Raw genomic sequence first — 20176 nt, forward strand, 5'->3', positions numbered from 1 at the left:
AGGCCCAGCAGTTCGATCGCGTTGCCTCGTACGATCCGCTCGACCACGTCCGGTGCCAGGTGGCCCATCTGCGCCTCACCAAACTGCACTGCTGCATACGGTCGGACGCGGGCGCTGCCGGGACCGGAGCGCGTCGCTCGGATGGAGCGCGTCGCCGCGTACTTGGGGTCCTGGGTGGATGGGTAGGGGCTCTTGACCCGGTCGTAGACGGACTTCGGGAGGACGTCCGCGGTGGCCTCCCTGAGCAGGGTCTTCTCCCGGCCGTCGTAGGACTTGAGGGACCAGGGCGTGTTGAAGACGTACTCGACGAGCCTGTGGTCGCAGAACGGGACGCGGACCTCCAGGCCGACGGCCATGCTCGCGCGGTCCTTGCGGTCGAGCAGGATGCGTACGAAGCGGGTGAGATGGAGGTGGCAGACGCGCCGCATGCGGTACTCGAAGTCGCTCTCGCCGTCGAGGCGTTGGATGCCGGCGACGGCGGTGCGGTAGCCGTCCGCGATGTACGCCTCGGTGTCCAGGGCCTTGGTCAGGTCGGGGCGCAGTACGTCCGCGTCGTCCCCGAAGTGCCGGCCGAACCGCACGAGCCAGGGGAAGGTGTCGGCGCGCCTCGCCTCCTCGTCGAAGAACTGCAGGTATCCGCCGAAGACCTCGTCGGCGGACTCGCCGGACAGGGCGACGGTGGACTGGTCGCGGATGGCGCGGAACAACAGGTAGAGCGAGGAGTCCATGTCGCCGAAGCCCAGGGGGAGATCGCGGGCCCGGAGCATCTTCGCGCGTACGTCGAGGTCGGCGAGGGCGTGTGCGTCGAGCACGATGTCCTGGTGGTCGGTGCCGGAGGCGCGGGCCACGTCGTGGACGTACGGCGTGTCCTGGGTGCCGCGCAGTTCGTCGGCGACGAAGTTCTCGTTCTGGCCGGCGAAGTCGACGGCGAAGCTGCGCACCTTCTCGCCGTGCTCGGCGAGTTGGAGGGCCGCTATCGCGGTCATGGCGGAGGAGTCGAGGCCGCCGGAGAGCAGGGTGCAGCGCGGTACGTCGGCGACGAGTTGGCGACGCACGATGTCGTCGAGGAGGGTGCGGACGTGGGCGACGGTGGTGTCGCGGTCGTCGGTGTGCGGGCGGGTCTCCAACTGCCAGTAGACGCGCCGCCGTAGGCCCGAGCGGTCGACGGTGACGACGGTGCCGGGCTCGACCTCGCGCATGCCGTCCCAGACGGCGTGTCCGGGTGTCTTGATCATGGTGAAGAGTTCGCGCAGGCCGTCCAGGGTGACCCTGGCGCGGGCCAGTGGGTTGGCGAGGATCGCCTTCGGTTCGGAGCCGAACAGGACGCCGTCGGACGTCTGTTGGTAGTAGAACGGCTTGATGCCCATGCGGTCGCGGATCATGACGAGCTGGTCGCGGCGGCCGTCCCAGATCGCGAAGGCGTACATTCCGTTGAGGCGTTCGGCGACCGCGTCGCCCCATTCGAGATAGCCGCGCAGTACGACCTCGGTGTCGGAGTCGGTGGTGAACCGGTGTCCCCTGTCGGCGAGTTGGCGGCGGAGTTCCGTGAAGTTGTAGGCCTCCCCCGAGTAGACGAGCGCGACGGTGCCGTCCGCGGTATCGACAGTCATCGGCTGACGGCCGCCGGGCAGGTCGATGATCGCGAGCCGGCGGTGTCCGAGGGCCGCGGGCCCCTGCACCCAGCTGCCGCGGTCGTCCGGGCCGCGGCAGGCCATCGTCTCGGTCATTGCATCCAATGTCGCGGCCTCGGTGCGCAGTTCACGGTCGAAGGAGACCCAGCCGGTGATGCCGCACATGCGTTACCTCCTGCGTTCGGTCCGCCGGAAGTTGGTCGTTCACCTGCGCCTTTTCCTTGAGCGCGACCCGCACCCCGCGAACCAGTTGTATCGAGCACCTACATGACGAGCGTGTGTCACCGCGCAGGGCCGGTCAACACAGCCGTAACCTGAACGGCCGTCCCGTCCCGGCACTTTCAGCCGCGTTTTGCGTACCCGGGATCCATGGACCGGCGTCCCACCGGGCGGAGATCGTCAGGATTCGGCCAACGGCAAAGAGTTGCCCAACATCCGCGACCCGCGAGGAACTTCAGAACCGCACCGGGTCCCGCACGATCGGGCAGGTCATGCAGTGCCCGCCGCCCCGGCCGCGCCCCAGTTCGGCGCCGACGATGGTGATGACCTCGACGCCCGCCTTGCGCAGCAGGGTGTTGGTCTGGGTGTTGCGGTCGTAGGTGAAGACCACGCCGGGTTCCAGCGCCACCGCGTTGTTGCCGCTGTCCCACTGCTGGCGTTCGGAGGCGTAGATGTCGCCGCCCGTCTCGACGACCCGCAGCCCGGGCAGACCGAGCGCCTTGGCGACGACGTCGGTGAAGGGGGTCGAGCCCTCGTCGACGATGTCGATGCCGGGGGCCTTGTCGCCGGGGCGCAGGGAGAAGGTGTGGACGGCGTCCATGATGGCCGGGTACAGGGTCACCAGGTCGCGGTCGGCGAAGGTGAAGACGGTGTCGAGGTGCATCGCGGAGCGCAGCTTCGGCATGCCGGCGACGACGACGTGTTCGGCGGCGCCCAGGTCGAAGAGCGCCTTGGCGACCTGGGTGATGGCCTGGCGCGAGGTGCGTTCGCTCATCCCCATGAGGACCACGCCGTTGCCGACGGGCATGATGTCGCCGCCCTCGAACGTGGCCTGCCCCCAGTCGAGTTCGGGGTCGCCCCACCAGACGACGGAGCCCGCGAAGTCGGGGTGGAAGGTGTAGATCGCTTTCATCAGGAGGGTCTCGTCGTGCCGGGCGGGCCAGTAGAGCGGGTTGAGGGTGAGGCCGCCGTAGAGCCAGCAGGTCGTGTCGCGGGTGTAGAGGGTGTTGGGCAGCGGTGGCATCAGGTATTCGCGGACACCGGTCGACTCGCGGACGAGGGCGACGTAGTCGGTGCGGTACTCGTCCGGGAGGTCGGTGGTGGCGAGGCCGCCGATCAAGTACTTAGCCAGTTCGGCCGGTTCGAGGCTCTCCAGGTAGGCGCGGGTCGCGTCGATGAGACCGAGGCCGACCTCGTTGGCGACGATCTTCCGGTCCAGGAGCCAGTCCTTGGCGGCGGGGATCGTCATCGTCTGGGCGAGCAGTTCGTGCAACTCGACGACGTCGACGCCGCGTTCGCGGAGTTTGTTGACGAAGTCGGCGTGGTCGCGCTGGGCGTTCTCGACCCACATCACGTCGTCGAAGAGCAGGTCGTCGGAGTTGGTCGGGGTGAGCCTGCGGTGGGCCAGGCCCGGCGCGCAGACCAGTACCTTGCGGAGGCGGCCGACTTCGGAGTGGACGCCGTACTCATGTCGGTTCGCGCTGTCCTGACTGGTCACGGTGCACCTTTCCGGGGGTCGGGGGCGAGGTCAGAGGCTGATCCAGCCCAGCGTCAGGGCGACGATCCCGACGGCGGCGCCGGCGATCGAGACGGCGAGGATCACCAGTTCACGGGCCGAGAAGGGCGAACGTCCCTGTTCCCTGCGGGCCTTGACGAACAGGAAGGTGGCGGGCGCGTAGATGATGAACGAGACGAGGAGGTACTTGAGCCCGGCCGCGTAGAGGAGGAACGCGGTGTAGACGGTGGCGAGCACGGCGACCACCAACTCGCCGCGTCCTGCGCGTGTTTGCTTGAGCGCGATCCGTACGGCGAAACCCGCCGCGAGCAGGAACGGGATCAGCGTGAGTGAACTGGTCAGGTCCAGTGCGAAGTTGAAGGCGTCGTCGGAGAAGTAGGTGACGATCAGGACGACTTGGCTGAGCAGCGTGGTCATCACCAGCGCGGGGACGGGCACGTCGGCCGCGGTGGACTCCTTCAGGAAGCGCGGCATGTCGTCGTCCTTGGCGGCGACGAACAGCACCTCGGCGGCCATCAGCGTCCAGGCGAGGTAGGCGCCCAGCACGGAGACGATCAACCCTACGCTGACGAAGACCTTCCCCCAGGTGCCCACCGCGTGTTCCAGCACACCCGCCATGGAGGGCTGCCGCAGTTCGGCGATCTCGCCCATCGGCATCAGGCCGTACGACACGATCGTGACCGACGCGAAGACGGCGAAGACGCTGAGGAAGCCGAGGACGGTGGCGCGGCCGACGTCCTCGCGGCGCTTGGCGTGCCGGGAGTAGACGCTCGCGCCCTCGACGCCCAGGAACACGAAGACCGTGGCCAGCATGGTGCCCTTGACCTGCTGGAACAGGGAGCCCGCGTAGTCGGCGCCGCCGAAGTTCTCGGCGAAGACATGGGGCTTGAGGTAGAAGAGCGCCAGGATGACGAAGACGAGGATCGGCACGACCTTGGCGACGGTGACGATGCGGTTGATGGCCGCCGCCTCCTTCACCCCGCGGCTGATCAGCAGGAAGAAGAGCCACAGCCCGGCCGAGGAGAGGACCACCGCGAGGACGGTGTCGCCCTCGCCGAGCGCGGGGGCGATCGTGCCGATCGTCGACATGATCAGCACCCAGTACGTCACGTTGCCGACGCAGGCGCTGGCCCAGTAGCCGAACGCGGCGAAGAAGCCGAGGTATTCGCCGAAACCGGCCTTGGCGTAGGCGTAGACACCGGCGTCGAGGTCGGGTCTGCGGACGGCGAGGGTCTGGAAGACGAAGGCGAGCATCAGCATGCCCGTGCCGGCGACGGCCCAGGCGATCAGGGCGCCGGCCACGCCCGTCTCCTGCGCGAACCGGCGTGGAAGGGAGAACACCCCGGCCCCGACCATGGAGCCGACCACCATGGTGGTCAGCGTCGGCAGGGTCAGCTTGGCGGCTGTGGTCCGGGGGGCGGTGGTGGCGGCTTGCGTCACCTGAGGGACGTTAGCAACCAATTGACCCAATTGCCTGGCGGGCTTCCCCCATATGCCCCATCGGTGAATCGGCCCTATCGTGCTGTTATGGAGCACGCACTGAGTCCCGCCACCCTCACCGAACTGCGGCGCCCGCGCCCCTACCCCGCGGTCTCCGTGCTCACCCCGACGCATCGTCGCGAACCCGACAACGCCCAGGATCCGGTCCGGCTGCGCAATGTGCTGGCCGAGGCCAAGAAGCAGCTGGAGGCCGATCCCGCGGTCCCCCGGGAGCGGCGCATCGACGTCTCCCGTCAGCTCGACCAGGCCCTCGCCGAGGTCGATCTGGCGCATGCCGAGGACGGGCTGGTGATCTTCGCCGCGCCGGGCGAGCACCAGGTGTGGTCCCTCGCCAGGTCCGTGCCGGAACGTGTGGTGCTCTCCGACACGTTCCTCACCCGCAATCTCGTCTCCGCGCAGGCCTCCGAGCGCCCGTTCTGGGTGCTGTCGCTCGCCGCGGACCGCGTCACGCTGTGGAACGGCGGTGTCGACCGGGTCGTCGAGGCCCACACCGGCGGCTTCCCGCTGACCCGCGACCACCGGGACAACTTCGACGCCGAGCGGCAGGAGCGGATCGGCGACATCCCGAGCACCTTCCGCGACGAGGACACCCGCCACTTCCTGCGCGAGGCCGACACCGCGATGGGCCGGATCCTGCGCGAGCAGCGGCGCCCGCTCTACATCACCGGCGAACAGGCCGCCCTGTCCGCCCTCGACGAGGTCGGCGGCGCCACCAAGGACGCGGTGCACATCGCGCACGGCGGCCTCGCGCACGGCACGCCCGACGCCGTGTGGCAGGCCGTACGGCCACTGGTCGACGCCGAGGCCCGCAAGAGCACCGTCACCGTGACCCGCGAGCTCGAATCCGCGCGCGGGCGCAAGGAGTTCGCGGCCGGCGTCGACGAGGTCTGGCAGAACGCCCGCGAGGGCCGGGTCCGGCTGCTGGCCGTCGAGGAGAACTACCGCGTCACGGTCCGCGACGACCACGGCGACCATCTGGTCCCGGCCGACGGCAGCGGCCTCGACGCCCGCGAGGACATCGTGGACGAGATCGTCGAACGGTGCCTGGAGACCGGCGCCGACGTCCGCTTCGTCCCCGACGGCACCCTGAACGACACGGACGGCATCGCGGGCGTACTGCGCTACTGAACCCCCCTCGCCACCGAGCCCCACGCATTCCGGAGGCCCCCTCCCCCTACGGCGTACGCTACGGCGTGATCGTCGACGGAGAGGGAGTGCACACGTGGGTGACCTGCTGGGCGTGGCCGTGCTGGGTGCGGGACACATGGGGGCCGACCACATACGACGCCTCGATCAGGTGGTGAGCGGCGCCAGGGTCGCCGCCGTGGCCGACCCGGACACCGATCGCGCCAAGGAGGCGGTGGCCGGTCTGGACGCGGTCACGGTGCACGAGGACGCCGTGGCCGCGCTGGATGCCCCCGGGGTCGAGGCGGTGCTCATCGCCTCGCCGGGTCCCGCGCACGAGGAGGCGCTGCTCGCGGCCTTCGCGCGCGGGCTGCCGGTGCTGTGCGAGAAGCCCATGGTGCCCGACTCCACCGGAGCGCTCCGGGTGGTGGAGGCGGAGGCACGCCTCGGGCGACGGCTCGCGCAGATCGGGTTCATGCGGCGCTACGACGCGGAGTACCAGCAGCTCAAGTCCGTGCTGGACAGCGGGCAGTTGGGGCGCCCGCTCATGCTGCACTGCACCCACCGCAATGTGTCGTCGCCGCCGTACTTCACCTCGGCGATGCTCATCGACAGCTCCGTGTCGCACGAGATCGACGCGGCCCGCTGGCTGCTCGGCCAGGAACTCACCGCGGTGAGCGTGCTCAGCCCGCGCTCGTCGGCGAACGCGCCGGAGGGACTGCTCGACCCGCAGCTCGTGCTCTTCGAGACCGACGGGGGCGCCCTGGTCGACGTCGAGGTCTTCGTCAACAGCGGGTTCGGCTACCAGGTGCGCTGCGAGGCCGTGTGCGAGGCGGGCAGCGCCCGGATCGGCGAGGACCGCGCGATGGTCGTCACCACGCGGGGCAGCGCCCACGAGGACGTACCGCTGGACTACCTCGTCCGGTTCGCGGACGCCTACGACCGCGAGGTGCAGTCCTGGGTCGACGCCACCCGGCGGGGCCTGGTCACCGGCCCGAGCGCCTGGGACGGCTACGCCTCCTCAGCGATCGCCGAGGCCGGGGTCCGGGCGCTGGAGAGCGGCGGCCGGGTGGCCGTCGGACTCGCCCCGCGCCCGGACCTGTACGCCGACGTCAGCCGCTGACGCCAAAGTTGTACGCCGGCATCAGCCGCTGACGCTCGCCGTCCCCGACTCCAGGTGCCCGGTGAACCGGCGCGACCAGGTCGCGTCGGAGTCGACGGTGACCGTGAAGTCGTACCAACCGCTCTGGTACGCAACGGCGTTGAAGAAGTCCTCCGTCGACGCGCCCGCGGCGGCCGGGTAGGTCCACGGCCCGTCACCGCGGTAGTGGTTGGAGGTGATGGTGAACTTCACCGACGCGGCGGACGAGTTGGTCATCTTGAAGTAGACGGCGAGCTTGCCGCTGCTCGGCTCGACGGCGTAACGGGTGCTCACCTCAACGGACTTGCCCGCCTTCGTCGCGTCACCCTGGAAGCGGCGCAGGAAGCGGTTGGGGCCGACCATGGTGATGTCGTACTTGCCGCTGCCGTAGCCCGTACCGATGTTGAAGTAGTCGGAGGCGGTGCCGCCCGGGTCGATCGTGTACTGCCAGGGCGTGGTGTCGCGGTAGGCGTTGGGGTGGATGGAGAGATGGGCCGCGCTCTTCGCGGCGCCGCCCTGGTTGGACATCGCGAACCAGGCGAGGATCTTGCCGCTCGACCCGAACTCCAGGCGGTCCAGGTACCCGTTGGGCTGGTACGGCAGCGCGCGGGCGGGCCGGGTGCCGGACTCCTGGACGGGCAGGGCGTTGTCCGTCGGCACCGGGTTGGGCAGCGGTCCGCAGGTCAAGATACCGATGACGCTCGTCGCGGGCAGGGACACCGCGCCGTGGACCGGGTTGGCGAAGTCGAAGACGCCGGTCAGGTCGCCGCTGACCTTGCGGCGCCAGGTGCTGATGTTGGGGCAGGCGGCGGGCTTGCCCAGGGTCGAGGTCCAGGTCTCCAGGAAGCGCAGGACCGAGGTGTGCTCGAAGACCTCGGAGGAGACCCAACCGCCGCGTGTCCAGGGCGAGATGACGATCATCGGGACGCGGAACCCGAAGCCGTAGGGCACACCGTTGAGGAACTCGCCGTCGGTGCTGGCGGGCGGGGCGGGCGGCGGGACGTGGTCGAAGTAGCCGTCGTTCTCGTCGTAGTTGAGGAACAGGACGGTCGAGTCGAGGACGTCCGGGTCGGCGGCGAGGGCCTGGTAGACGAGGCCGACGAAGTGCGCGCCGTCGCCGGGCGGGGCGTAGGGGTGCTCGGAGAAGGCCTGGTTGGGGACGACCCAGGAGACCTGCGGGAGGGTGCCCGCGAGGACGTCGGCCTTGATGGCGGCGGCGATGTCGTCGGGAGTCGAGCCGGTGGCACTCGGAACGGAGGACATGCCGCGGTCGTAAAGGGGGCTGCCCGCCTTGGAGTTGGTGAAGTTCTTGAAGTAGGCGCAGGCGTTGTCGCCGTAGTTGTCGGCGGCGTTCTGGTAGACCTTCCAGGTCACTCCGGCGTTCTGCAGGGACTCGGCGTAGGTCTGCCAGGTCAGGCCGGACTCGTCACCGCCGTCGTAGCTGGAGGAGTCGACCTTGCCGCTCCACAGATAGGTGCGGTTGGGGCCGGTCGCGCTGAGGGTGGAGCAGAAGTAGGCGTCGCAGATGGTGTAGTTGTCGGCGAGCGCGTAGTGGAACGGGATGTCCGAGCGGTCCAGATAGCCCAGCGAGCGGACATTGCCCACGCCCGAGACCCAGTTGTCGAGGCGGCCCTTGTTCCACGCGGAGTGCTGTGAGGACCAGGAGTGCGGCAGGTCGCCGTTGCACTGGGCGAGGGTCTCGCCGTCCTGGCCGCCCGCGGCCGGGGTGGCGCTCAGCTTCCACGGGTACTGACGGCCGCCGCCGTTGGGCTGGTTGAAGACCGGGTATCCGCCGCTCAGCGTGATGCCGCTGCGGTCGTCGAAGCCGCGGACGCCCTTGAGGCGCCCGAAGTAGTGGTCGAAGCTGCGGTTCTCCTGCATGAGGATCACCACGTGTTTCACGTCAGAGATCGTGCCGGTCGCCGCCGCCGTCCGCTGCGCCGCGACCGCCGGCCGTGCGCCGGTGCCCGTCGCCATGCCCGCCGCCACGGTGGCACCGAGCCCCACGAAGCCTCTTCGGCTGATCGGTGTCATTCGCCCCACCCTCGTCACAGGCGTGCCCGAGCGGCACACCGCGCGCAAGGGTGCACGGGGTGATCGCCAAGGTCCATCCCCGCGCGGTGAGATGGAGGTGAACAAAAGTCAAAGTCGGCTTCGGTGCGCCGAGTTGCCCTCAGCTGTTGAGACGTTCCTGTTAGACGTTGCCGAACAAGGCGCTCAGTCCCCGGTCGACGACCGCGTCCATGTCCTCCTGCCCGGTGGCCACCAGCTCGTAGGTCCGCAGCAGGAAGCGGCGCAGTTCCGGGGTGTGGAAGTGGAGCAGGGCGAGTCCGAACGGCGAGTGGAACTCCAGCACCGTACGGGCCCGGCCGCACGGCCACAGGTGCACGTCACCGCCGCCGGCCGGCCTGCGCAGTCCCTCCTCCAGCAGCGACCGGGCGAAGGTCCAGGTGACGCCGTCGCCGTCGAGGGAGACCTCGGGCGGGAAGTCGAGGTGCACGGCCAGCGGGTCCGAGGCGAGGTAGCGGAGCGTGGCGGACACGGGAATCTCCGTCTCCTCCGCCGTGATCAGCCGGGCTCGGGTGGGCTGTTCGAGGGTGATGTCCATGGTCGGTCTCCACTGCGGGCGTGAGGTCGGCCGGATTGCCGTGTGCCTGTACGACCTCGCAGGTGCCGTTCGCATTACGCGGAACCCCGAATGAATTGATGTGACCTGCGTCACTATGCCGTCGATGCGTGTGGCTGCCGGTGAATTCGTTTGCGGTGGGACGGGTGAGCCCGGTGAGGTGGGCCCATGGACGGGGCCGTGGAGCAGGCACTGCGGGTGTCCGTGTCGGCCAACGACCTCCGAGCAAGGCGGAGTTGGGGAGACCGGTCGGGACGCATGCCCCACTCCCTCCCATGCGGCACCGGCATCGCAGCCACCGCGACGGACCGCTGACCGACGCGGCCTGCCGGTGTCGCTCGGCGCACGGGCAGCGCGTCGCGGGACAAAGCCCGCCCAGCAATGCCGAGTTGGGAAACCCGCCGGGCCAGCCGAAGGATTCACTCCTGCGCGGGCGCCGTGCTCGGGGCGTAGGCGTCGAGGGCGGCGAGCCGAAGTGCGGACGCCACGCGGGTGAGCGCTTCGGTGGGCGGGTGTGGAAGGCGGGCCAGCAGCAGGCGGCGCTGTTCCTGGGGTCCGCCGCGCACCGGCAGGACGCGTACGCCCTTCGGCACGGCGGGGGCCAGCGAGCCGGTCACCGTGGTCAACCCGCAACCGGCGGCGACGAGTTGGAGCTTGGCCAGCCAGTCGCGGGCGGTGTGGACGATCTCGGGGCGCTCGTCCAGCCCCGGCCACACGCCCATGAGCCGGTCCTCGCCGGAGGAGGGGCTCGCGATCCAGCGCTGTCCGCGCAGGTCGGCCACGTCGACGTAGTCGCCCCGGGCCAGCGGATGCGTGGCGGGCACCGCGAGATAGAGCGGGCGCTCGGTGAGCGTGCGCAGCACCAGCGGCGGCGATTCGGTGTCCGGCGGCCGGAACGGCGGCGCCGACGCCAGCAGGGCCAGGTCGAGGCTGCCGGCGCGCAGGGCGCGTACCAGGGCCGGGGTGCCGCCCTCCCGGCTGACGACGTGCAGGTCCGGGTCGGTGCGGCGCAGGGCGGCCAGGGCGCGGGGCAGCAGGACCGCTCCCGCGCTGGGGAACCAGCCCAGGCGGACGGTCGCGGCCTCCGTGGGCAGACCGGACAGCTCACGCGCGGTCGCGTCGATCTCGTCCAGGACGACCGTCGCCCTGCGCATGACGAGCCGGCCGGCCGGAGTCAGCCGTACGCCGTCGCGGCGCCGTTCCAGCAGTTCCGCGCCCGCCACCCGTTCGATCGCGGCGATCTGGCGGGACACCGCAGACTGGGTGTAGCCCAGTGACGCGGCGGCCGCGGTGAAGGTTCCCTGTTCGGCGACCGCGCGGAAGACGCGCAACGCGGTCAGTGACACATCCGTGAAGTCCATGACGATCACGCATGCTAGCGGTGCGTAACTTTCGTTGGACGCACACCCGGCGGGTTCCTACCGTGGCGGTCATGAACGTTTCGCGCATCGCCCTCGTCACGGGCTCCAACCAAGGACTCGGCCGCGCCCTCGTCGAGGGTCTGGCGGCCCGCATGGGCCCCGACGACCTGGTCCTGCTCACCGGACGCGACGAGCGGCGGGTCACCGACGCGGCCCACGAGGTCGCGAGCCTGCCCGGCACCCGCAGCCGGGTCGAGGGCCGGATCCTGGACGTCACCGATACCGATGCCATCACCCACCTGGCCGACGATCTCCGGCAGCGCCACGGCGGGGTCGACATCGTCATCTCGAACGCCGTGGCCCGGGTGCTGCCCGGGGAATCGCAGGCGGCGCGCGCCGACGAGTTCATCGACGTCTCCAACACCGCCACCCACGCGATGCTGCGTTCCTTCGGGCCCGTCCTGCGCCCGGGCGGCCGGTTCCTCGTCGTGGCCAGCAGCCTCGGCACCCTCGGACACCTCGACCCCGCGCTGCACGACCTGTTCGACGGCGCGAGCCTGGACCAGGTCGAGTACGCCGTCGAGTCCTGGCGCGGTGCCGTCCACCACCGGACCACGGCCGAGGCGGGCTGGCCGCTCTGGCTGAACGTGCCCTCGAAGGTGGCCCAGGTCGCCGCGGTCCGGGCGGTCGCGGCCGAACGCCGCGAACACGACCTGGCGGCAGGCACGTTGATCGCCTCCGTGTGCCCGGGCATGGTCGACACGGACACGTCGCGCCCCTGGTTCAGCGACTTCAGCCAGGCCCAGTCCCCCGCCGACGCGGCCGGCGCCGTCCTCGACCTCGTCCTCGCCGACCACGTCGACCCCACCCACTACGGCGAGTTGGTGCGTTTCGGCAAGGCCCTGGACTGGTACGGCGGTACGCCGCCGGCCGAGCAGGACCGGCTGATCACACCCTGACGGCATCGGCATCCGCTCGCAGGTGACGGGGCCGCCCCCGGTGCCGGACGCTCATCCCAGGCCGGGCAGGCTCCGCAACTCCCCGATCCTCAGGAACCGGGCCAGCAGCAGGAACAGCAGGGCCATCGCGGTGCCGCCCGCGGCCAGCGAGAGCGCGGGCGCCCACGAGGCCGAGGCCAGGGTCCGGTCGCAGACCCGGGCCAGGAGCCAACCGGCGCCGCCGGCAGCGACGGCGGCCGTGGTCAGTTTCGCGTAGGTGCGACAGATCCGGCGTCCGTCGAGCAGTCCCTCCGTACGCCGCCGCAGGCGCAGCGCGGTCAACAGCAGACCGATCGCGTACGACAGGGCATAGGCACCGGCCATGCCCGTGACCGCCCAGCTCGCGGGCAACAGGAGGTGGCAGGCCGTGGCGAGACCGATGTTGATGCCGCCGATCCACACCGCCATCCGGAACGGCGTACGGGTGTCCTCGAAGGCGTAGAAGCCGCGGAGCAGGAGGTACTGCGCGGAGAACGGGATCAGTCCCAGGCCGAAGGCCTGCAGCATGTGGCCCAGCGGCACGGTGGCCGAGGCGTCGGCGGAGCCGTGGGCGAACAGGAGTCGGGCCGTCTGCGGACCGAAGGCGAGGAAGAAGAACGCGGCCGGGACGATGACGACACCGCTGACCCGCAGCGCGCGGGACAGGTCGGCGCGCAGGTCGTCGACGCGGTGTTCGGTCACGGCCCGGCTCATGCGCGGGAGCAGCGCTGTCACGAGGGAGACGGTGACGATCGACTGGGGCAGCATCCAGATCTGCTGGGCGTAGCTGTACGCGGTGTACCCGACGCCGTCGTGGGGACGGGCGGCGTCCGCGTCGGAGGCCAGCCGGGTCACCACCGTGCTCGCCGCCAGGTTGGCCAGCACGAACAGCAGTGTCCAGCGTGCGGCGTTGACGCTCTTGCGCAGCCCGGTGCCGCGCCAGTCGAAACGCGGGCGGAACCGGAACCCGGCCGCGAGGGCGTAGGGAACCAGCGCGAGTGCCTGAACCGCAAGCGCGATCGTGGTCCCGATCCCGAGCAGCCGGACCTGGGCGCCCGTGATGTCCGAGACCTGTTCCGGCGCGGTCAGCAGACCGAGGTAGAGGCCGAACATGGCGATCAGGACGAGGTTGTTGAGCACTGGGGTCCACATCATCGCGCCGAACCGGCTCCGGGCGTTGAGGACTTGGCCGAAGATGCTGAAGACGCCGTAGAGGAAGATCTGCGGGAGCAGGAAGCGGGCGAACACCACCGTCAGCTCGAACGCGTCGTGCGTGGCGGGTGTGTCGTGCTGGTAGACGCTGATGATCTCCGGGGCGGCCCAGGTGGCGAGCGCGGTCCCCACGCCGAGGACGCACAACACCAGGGTGACCAGCCGTTGTTCGAAGGCCGCGCCGCCGTCGGGGTCCTCGGCCCGGGCGCGGACCAGTTGGGGGACCAGGACGGAGTTCAGCGCGCCGCCGATGAGCAGGAAGTACAGACTTGTCGGCACGGTGTTGGCCTGGTTGTAGGTGGTGGCCAGCAGCCCGGTGCCCAGCGCGGCGCCCTGCAACACCATCCGTATCAGTCCGGTGGCGCGCGACACCACGGTTCCCGCCGCCATCAGCGCGGTCGAACGCAGCAGCCCACCCTCATCTTCGGGCTTCTTCCGGGCGGCGTGCCTGCGTCGTGTCCGTGACCGTTCCGACCGCTCGGGCGAGCTCTCCTCGATCATGGGCTCAATCTACGATCCCCGGCGCCGGTTCCGACCGCGCCGCGTCGTCAGGCGTGAGCCATGACGCGAGCACGGTCGGAACCGACAACACGGGTGGCCAGTCAGGGGACTTGAACCTGCGGTCCCCGAACTACACGGCTAGAGCGGCCGGTTCACGGAGTGAGCTGCCACTGCTCGATGTAGCCGACGTCGACCGCGGCGCGGTCCTGCACCCGCAACTTCCAGGTGCCGTTGACCGGTTGGGCGGAGGCGTCGACGGTGAAGGTCTGGTCGACGTTGTCGGTGGCGCCGCCGGCACGGTTCAGCAGCGAGTAGACGGTTCCGTTCGGGCCGACGAGGTCGACGGTGAGGTCGCCGCGGTAGGTGTGGACGATCTTGACGTAGACCTGGGTGGTGGCCGAGGCGTTGCCGTCGCGGCCGGTGACCGTGATCGGGGACTCCACGGCGGTGCTGTTGTCGGGGATGTCGACGCGGGTGGCGCTGGCGTAGATGTTGGCCACCCGCCAGGTGAAGGCGGTGGTGGCGGTCGCGCCCGTGTCGTCGGTGACGGTCACCGTGACGTCGCTGCTCCCGAGAGTGGTCGGGATGCCGGAGATCAGGCCGGTACTGCTGATGGTCAGTCCGTCCGGCAGTCCGGTGGCCGAATAGGTCAGCCCCGCACCGGAGTTGGTGGTGTACGCGTCCGTCTGAAGGGACACGGACTGTCCGACTCCGCTGATCTGGCCTGTGATCGGGGCGACGTTGACACCGAGCGCGATCCGGCTGCCCACATTGATGGCCGCCCACGCGTCGGCCACGGCGAGGTACGTGGGGCTGTAGGCGCCGAAGAGGTCGGCGGCGGCCTGGAGCGTCGCGGTGCGGGCACCGGCGTAGTTCGTGGACGAGGTCATGTACGTGGTGAGCGCCCGGTACCAGACCTTCTGGGCGTTCTCGATGCCGATGCCGGCGACGGGCACGCCGTCGTAGGTCGGGCTGTCGTAGGCGACCCCGTTGACGGTCTTCGCGCCGCTGCCCTCGGACAGCAGGTAGAAGAGGTGGTTCGCCGGGCCCGAGGAGTAGTGGACGTCGACACTGCCGAGCGTCGAGCTCCAGTAGTCGCGGGACGCACCGTCCTTGGAGGGCTTGTCCATGTAACGCAGCGGTGTGCCATTGCCGTTGATGTCGATCTTCTCGCCGACCATGTAGTCGGGGACATCGGCGGGCAGGTTCTCGTGGAACTCGACCGCGGCGGCGAAGATGTCCGAGGTCGCCTCGTTGAGGCCGCCCGACTCGCCGGAGTAGGTGAGGCCGGCGGTGGCTGCGGTGACGCCGTGGCTCATCTCGTGCGCGGCCACGTCCAGCGCCGTCAGCGGGTGGGTGTTGCCCGAACCGTCGCCGTACGTCATGCAGAAGCAGGTGTCGGACCAGAACGCGTTGACGTAGTTGTTGCCGTAGTGGGCCCGGCTGTAGGCGGCCACGCCGTCGTTGCGTATGCCGTTGCGGCCGAAAACGTCCTTGTAGTAGTCCCAGGTGGCGGCGGCACCGAACGCGACGTCCACACCGGCGGTCTGACGGTTGCTCGCGGTCCCGTCGCCCCAGACATCGTTGTCATCTGTGAACAAGGTGCCCGTGCCCGAGGTGCCCTGGTTCAGGTCGTAGGTCTTGTGTCCGGCGCGGTCGCCGTCGACGAGCTGGTACGTCGAGCCGGAGAGCGTGGTGCTGAGCGGGACCGTTCCGTTGAACTGGCCGGTGCCGGTGCCCGTTTCGATGCCCTGGTAGTGGAAGACGGCCTTGCCCGAGTCGGCGTCGGTGATGACATGGAGTTCGCTGGGCGTTCCGTCGTCCTGGAAGCCGCCGACCACGGCCTCCCAGGCGAGGACGGGCTTGGCTCCGGCGGCCCAGACGACGAGCCGCGGGGCGCCGTCGAGCTCGGCCTTCTCGCCACCCGCCTTGGCCGCGCTCGCGAGCGCCTTGGCCTTCACCGTCGCCGACGACACGTTCGGGGTGATGTCCGACAGGGTGAGGTCGGCCTTCGCGGTCTTCGAGACCGTGAGGCGGCCGCTCTTGGCGTGGACGACCAGGTCGCCGCCGAGGACGGGCAGTCCGGAGTACGTCCGCTCGTAACGGGTGTGGGTGGTGCCGTCGGCGTCCTGCGTGACGTCCTTGACGACGAGCTTCTCCTTGGCCCCGAGGCCGAGGGTCCTCGCCGTGTTCTTGACGGCCGCGCCGGCGCTCTTGAGGAGGGCGGCGTGCTTCGCCGGCGACAGGGTGACCGGCGCCGCTCCGGCCCGGGGTGTGGCCAGGATCTTCGCGGGGGCGGTGTGTCCACCGGGGGCGGCGGAGGCGGCGCCCGTCTGCATACCGGCGGCCAGCAGGGTGCCGACCGCGGTGAGGACCAGGGCGGCGGTGTATCTGGGGTGGTGCGGATAACGGTCATGCCGGGTCAAGGCGTTCTCCTTATGTGGGGTGGTCGGACTCGGTGGAGTCCTGGAGAGCGGGTCGGGCCGGGGTACGGCCGTCCGGCGGGCGCGCGGGTGCGGGGAGGAAGGGTGAGGAGGAAGTGAACGCTCGGTGAGCGTGGTGCACAGCAGCGTGGCACCACGCCCACAGAATTGTCATGGCTATAACAAAGCAACGGCTCAAAATGACTGTTGCGTACTGCGGTTGATGCGTCCGGGCAACACTTTTCGGCCGCTCGGGGCATGACGGCGGACGATGCACACCCGCACGCCCCGTGGAACACGAGCCCATCGAACAGATGGTTGAATATCGGCCCGGAAGGGTAATCAGTCCTTCAACTCGCGTACGGCGTACACGACTTGCCCCACCAGGACAGGCACGCCACGAGCACGGCACCGGTCGCTCGTGAAGACGCTGACATATGCCAGAAGCACCACCGGATCGTGTGTTGCCAAATCCCTTACAGGGCGTCGCAGCCTGTGCGACAGTCGTAACCGGTCCCTCCATCCGCCTTGGTCGTACCGTCCCCGCATCGGAGTGCGTCATGCCGTCCCATCTCTCTGCGGACCGCCCAGCCGCCCAGCCGCCCGCGCGCGGCTCGGTCGACGCGCTGATATCGCAGGCACGGCGGCTCATGGGCGACGTGGACGCCGTACGACGGGACGCGCAGCACGACGGTTCGGACCCGCGCGAGCGGTGGCAGCGGGCGCTGTGCGATCTGGCGCTGCATCAACTCAACGACCTCGACGAGCACTTGGCCCAGTTGCGGGACGGCCCGCCGCCCGTGCCGGCCACGGTGGAAGCGCCGCTCGCACCGGCCGCCGTACCGGACGCGCCCCGGGACGACTCGGTGCTCAGCCGGGTCGGCAGTGCCGAGTGGGATCTCCTGACGGACGGGGCCAGTTGGTCCGGGGAGCTGTACGAGATCCTCGGCCGCGATCCGGCCGCTCCCCCGCTCACCCTGGACGAACTGCCGTCCCTGGTCCTCGACGAGGACCGGCCCCGGCTGACCGCGATGGTCACGGACTGCCTCATCGACGCCAAGCCCATCGACGGCGAGTTCCGCATCGTCCGGCCCGACGGCGCCGTACGGACCGTGCACATGATGGGCGAGCCCGTGCTCGACGCCGACGGCGGCACCGCCTCGATGTGGGCCGTGCTGCGGGACGTCAGCGAACTGCGCCGCAGCCAGCGGACGGTGAGCGAGACCCGTGACTCGCTACAGCGCCACCGGCACCACGCGCAGTCCGAGCGCCGGCTCGCGGTCGAGTTGCAGGAGGCTGTGCTGCCGCCGTGGCGCGGCTCCCTGCGGCTCCCGCACCAGGGACCGGAGACAGTGGACCTGGCCGCCCGCTATCTGCCCTCCTCCACGAGCGCGCTGATCGGCGGCGACTGGTACGACGCGCTCCAACTCTCCGACGGCGCGACCCTGTTGAGCGTCGGCGACCTCACCGGACACGGTGTCGCCGTCACCTCGGGCATGGCGATGCTGCTCGGCGCCCTGCGCGGCATGGCGATGGCGGGCACCGAGCCCGGTCAACTGATGTCCTGGCTCAACCAGTTACTCGACGCCACCGTGCAACCGGCCCTGGGCAGCGCGGTGTGCTGCCGCTACCGGCCCGAGACCCGCACCCTGGCGTGGGCGCAGGCAGGACACCCCGCCCCGCTGCTGTTCCGCGGCGGGACGGGGCGCATGCTGAGCGCACCGGACGGCGTCCTGCTCGGCGCCACCTCGGGAGCGGCCTACGGACAGGCCGAGGAAACCCTCGAGGCGGGCGACGTACTCCTGCTGCACACGGACGGACTGGTGCCCGGGCACAGCGGAGAGGCCGCCGTGCGCCAACTCCTCGACCTGGCCCCGCGGTTCGGCGAGGCGCGCACCGCACAGGACTGCGTACGGATGGTCGTGGAGGAGTTCGGCGGCACCGAGCGCCAGGACGACGCGTGTGTGCTCGTCGCGAGGACGACGTAAGAGAGAAGCAGCCGCACAACTGCTGTTACCGAAGCAGCTGCACAAACCCCCTACGCCTGGGCGCTGTTGCCGCCCCTGACCCTCGGGCTCTTCGACGGTGTCTTCGGCAGCGCGAGTTTGATCTCCTCCCGCAGTTCGTGGATCTTCGGATAGCCGGAGTAGTGGGCGGTGAGCCGGTACATCTCGCGCAACCGGTCCCAGGTGCGGTGGGAGGAGTTCGATCCCATCGACGCCAGGGCCAACCGCGCGTACCTGTCCGCCTGTTCGGGGTCGTCGGCGATGAAGCAGGCGGAGGCCATCGACAGGAAGTCGAAGATCTTCGACCGCTGCCGTCCGTCGACCCGCAGCGCCAGGGCCTTCTCCGCGAAGTACTGGGCGTGCACGGCCGCTTCCGGCTCGTGCTCGGCCAGGGTGCGGTAGGCCAGGGCCTGCATGCCGTAGAGGTCCTCCTCCTTGAACGTCTGCATCCAGCTCGGGGACGGTACGTCGCCGCGGTCGGAGACGAAGAGATCCTCCGCCTGGCCGAGGGTGCGGCGCATGGCCTGGCCCTTGCCCATCGACGCCTGTGCCCAGGCCTCGATGGTGTAGAGCATCGCCCGGGTGCGCGGCAGCACCTGGTCGCCGGAACCGGCCTTGGCGAGCTTCATGAGATCGAGTGCGTCGTCGGGCCGGCCCAGGTGCACCATCTGGCGAGCCGCCCGTGAGAGCGCCTCCCCGGCGCGGGGCCGGTCGCCGCCCTCACGGGCCGCGTGGGCGGCGATGACGAAGTACTTCTGGGCCGTGGGCTCCAGGCCGACGTCGTGCGACATCCAGCCCGCGAGTACGGCGAGGTTGGCGGCGACGCCCCACAGGCGCCGCTGGAGATGGTCGGGGTGGCGGTAGGCGAGCATGCCGCCCACCTCGTTGAGCTGTCCCACCACAGCCTTGCGCTGCAACCCGCCGCCGCGGGCCGCGTCCCAGGCTCGGAACACCTCGACGGACTCCTCCAGTTCCTCGATCTCCTGCGACCCGATGGGTGCGGCCTCATAGCGGTCGAGCCCAGCGGGGTCGGCGTGCAGGGGATCGTCGAATCGGGGAGCATCGGCGGAAAGAGTCGGATCGGAGTGCAGCCAGTCGTACATGGCGCTGCTGAGTGCGGAGCCTGCGGCGAGCGCGGCGCCCGCGCCCACCAAGCCGCGTCGGTTGAGCATGAGGTCCATTCCCGTGAATTCGGTGAGGACCGCAGCAGTCCGTTCGGGCGCCCACGGCACACCGTCGGGATGTTCCACATTCCCGTCGTCGGGCCGTTTCCCCGCACGCCCGTGCCGGACCAGACCGAGGTCCTCGATGGTCACGACACGGCCGAGACGCTCGGTGAACAGAGCCGCCAGCACCCTCGGCACCGGATCGCGCGGGATCTCTCCCATGTCGATCCAACGCCGTACCCGCGAGGTGTCGGTCGACAGCTGGGGGTGGCCCATGGCCGCCGCCTGCCGGTTGACCCGCCGCGCGAGCTCGCCCTTGGACCAGCCGGCCAGGCCGAACAGGTCCGAGAGACGGGAGTTGGGTTGTCCGTTCACGTCAAGCCCCCAGGTTCTCGGCTGACTTGAACATAGCCCGGTGCGGGTTGCCGGGCGACTATTCGCCAGGGTTCGCCAGGGTGCGCCAGATGGTGTGCCACTGCGCATCTGGTGTCAGGTAGGAACGCGCCACCCCGACCCGGTCACCGAGGGACATTCCCCAGGGTGCACCCGTGGGACCGGGCCGGGTAGCGCGCTTGCTTGGACAGGCACTGCAGGCACACGAAGGGATCTGTATCTCCCATGTACACAGCATCGTCCTCCGTGTCCGCGTGGACGAGCGGGATGCTGGCCCACATGGCGCCCAGCACCCAACGGGCCCACAGCAGCAGCGCGGTGGAGGCGACGGCGAGCAGGGCGCCCAGGATCGCGAGCTCGGGCTGCCAGTACTGGAGGT

At 70.0% G+C, this 20176-nt stretch carries 13 protein-coding genes and 1 pseudogene; 4 read left to right on the forward strand and 10 right to left on the reverse strand.

The window, feature by feature from the left end:
• The 3 genes from asnB to ACNFOC_RS31470 all read right to left on the reverse strand — a co-directional run.
• A partial coding sequence (gene asnB / locus ACNFOC_RS31460) for an asparagine synthase (glutamine-hydrolyzing) (RefSeq protein ID WP_416962446.1) occupies positions 1-1796 on the reverse strand: 1796 nt, incomplete at its 3' end.
• A 289-nt stretch (positions 1797-2085) separates the two neighbouring features.
• A complete protein-coding gene (locus ACNFOC_RS31465; protein ID WP_416962447.1) occupies positions 2086-3348 on the reverse strand; it encodes an arginine deiminase in 1263 nt (420 codons plus the stop codon).
• Positions 3349-3378: 30 nt separating this feature from the next.
• Positions 3379-4806: a basic amino acid/polyamine antiporter gene (locus ACNFOC_RS31470; RefSeq protein ID WP_416962448.1), complete on the reverse strand. Its 1428-nt coding sequence runs from the start codon at positions 4804-4806 to the stop codon at positions 3379-3381.
• 87 nt (positions 4807-4893) lie between these two features.
• Here ACNFOC_RS31470 and ACNFOC_RS31475 point away from each other — a divergent pair, with 87 nt between their 5' ends.
• Together ACNFOC_RS31475 and ACNFOC_RS31480 are read left to right on the forward strand one after the other, a co-directional pair.
• On the forward strand, positions 4894-5994 hold the full coding sequence (locus ACNFOC_RS31475; protein WP_416962449.1) for a baeRF3 domain-containing protein: 1101 nt from the start codon (positions 4894-4896) through the stop codon (positions 5992-5994).
• 94 nt (positions 5995-6088) lie between these two features.
• Positions 6089-7114 carry a Gfo/Idh/MocA family protein gene (locus ACNFOC_RS31480; RefSeq protein WP_416962450.1) on the forward strand — a complete coding sequence of 342 codons (1026 nt, stop codon included), beginning with the start codon at positions 6089-6091 and terminating at the stop codon, positions 7112-7114.
• 21 nt (positions 7115-7135) lie between these two features.
• Here the strand turns inward: ACNFOC_RS31480 and ACNFOC_RS31485 are convergent, their stop codons facing one another.
• From ACNFOC_RS31485 to ACNFOC_RS31495, 3 genes are all read right to left on the reverse strand, one after another.
• Positions 7136-9166 (reverse strand): phosphocholine-specific phospholipase C, encoded by a 2031-nt coding sequence (locus ACNFOC_RS31485; protein WP_416962451.1) that lies wholly within the window; start codon positions 9164-9166, stop codon positions 7136-7138.
• 160 nt (positions 9167-9326) lie between these two features.
• Positions 9327-9740 carry an SsgA family sporulation/cell division regulator gene (locus ACNFOC_RS31490; RefSeq protein ID WP_416962452.1) on the reverse strand — a complete coding sequence of 138 codons (414 nt, stop codon included), beginning with the start codon at positions 9738-9740 and terminating at the stop codon, positions 9327-9329.
• 437 nt (positions 9741-10177) lie between these two features.
• Positions 10178-11119: a LysR family transcriptional regulator gene (locus ACNFOC_RS31495; RefSeq protein WP_416962453.1), complete on the reverse strand. Its 942-nt coding sequence runs from the start codon at positions 11117-11119 to the stop codon at positions 10178-10180.
• A 71-nt stretch (positions 11120-11190) separates the two neighbouring features.
• Here ACNFOC_RS31495 and ACNFOC_RS31500 point away from each other — a divergent pair, with 71 nt between their 5' ends.
• The gene (locus tag ACNFOC_RS31500; RefSeq protein ID WP_416962454.1) at positions 11191-12078 is read left to right on the forward strand and encodes an SDR family NAD(P)-dependent oxidoreductase; all 888 of its coding nucleotides are present in this window, start codon (positions 11191-11193) and stop codon (positions 12076-12078) included.
• A 51-nt stretch (positions 12079-12129) separates the two neighbouring features.
• Here the strand turns inward: ACNFOC_RS31500 and murJ are convergent, their stop codons facing one another.
• A complete protein-coding gene (gene murJ, locus ACNFOC_RS31505; RefSeq protein ID WP_416962455.1) occupies positions 12130-13809 on the reverse strand; it encodes a murein biosynthesis integral membrane protein MurJ in 1680 nt (559 codons plus the stop codon).
• 152 nt (positions 13810-13961) lie between these two features.
• Positions 13962-16235 (reverse strand): M4 family metallopeptidase, encoded by a 2274-nt coding sequence (locus ACNFOC_RS31510; RefSeq protein ID WP_416962456.1) that lies wholly within the window; start codon positions 16233-16235, stop codon positions 13962-13964.
• Positions 16236-16792: 557 nt separating this feature from the next.
• Between ACNFOC_RS31510 and ACNFOC_RS31515 the strand changes: the two genes are divergently transcribed.
• Positions 16793-18220, forward strand: a complete 1428-nt coding sequence (locus tag ACNFOC_RS31515; protein WP_416962457.1) for a PP2C family protein-serine/threonine phosphatase — start codon at positions 16793-16795, stop codon at positions 18218-18220.
• 50 nt (positions 18221-18270) lie between these two features.
• Here ACNFOC_RS31515 and ACNFOC_RS31520 read toward each other — a convergent pair whose 3' ends face one another.
• The gene (locus ACNFOC_RS31520; protein WP_416962458.1) at positions 18271-19779 is read right to left on the reverse strand and encodes a DNA-binding protein NsdB; all 1509 of its coding nucleotides are present in this window, start codon (positions 19777-19779) and stop codon (positions 18271-18273) included.
• A gap of 143 nt (positions 19780-19922) precedes the next feature.
• Positions 19923-20176, reverse strand: a pseudogene (locus tag ACNFOC_RS31525) (hypothetical protein); the annotation flags it as partial.

It is taken from the genome of Streptomyces colwelliae (assembly GCF_048158785.1).
In the GTDB taxonomy this organism is placed as follows: Bacteria; Actinomycetota; Actinomycetes; order Streptomycetales; family Streptomycetaceae; genus Streptomyces.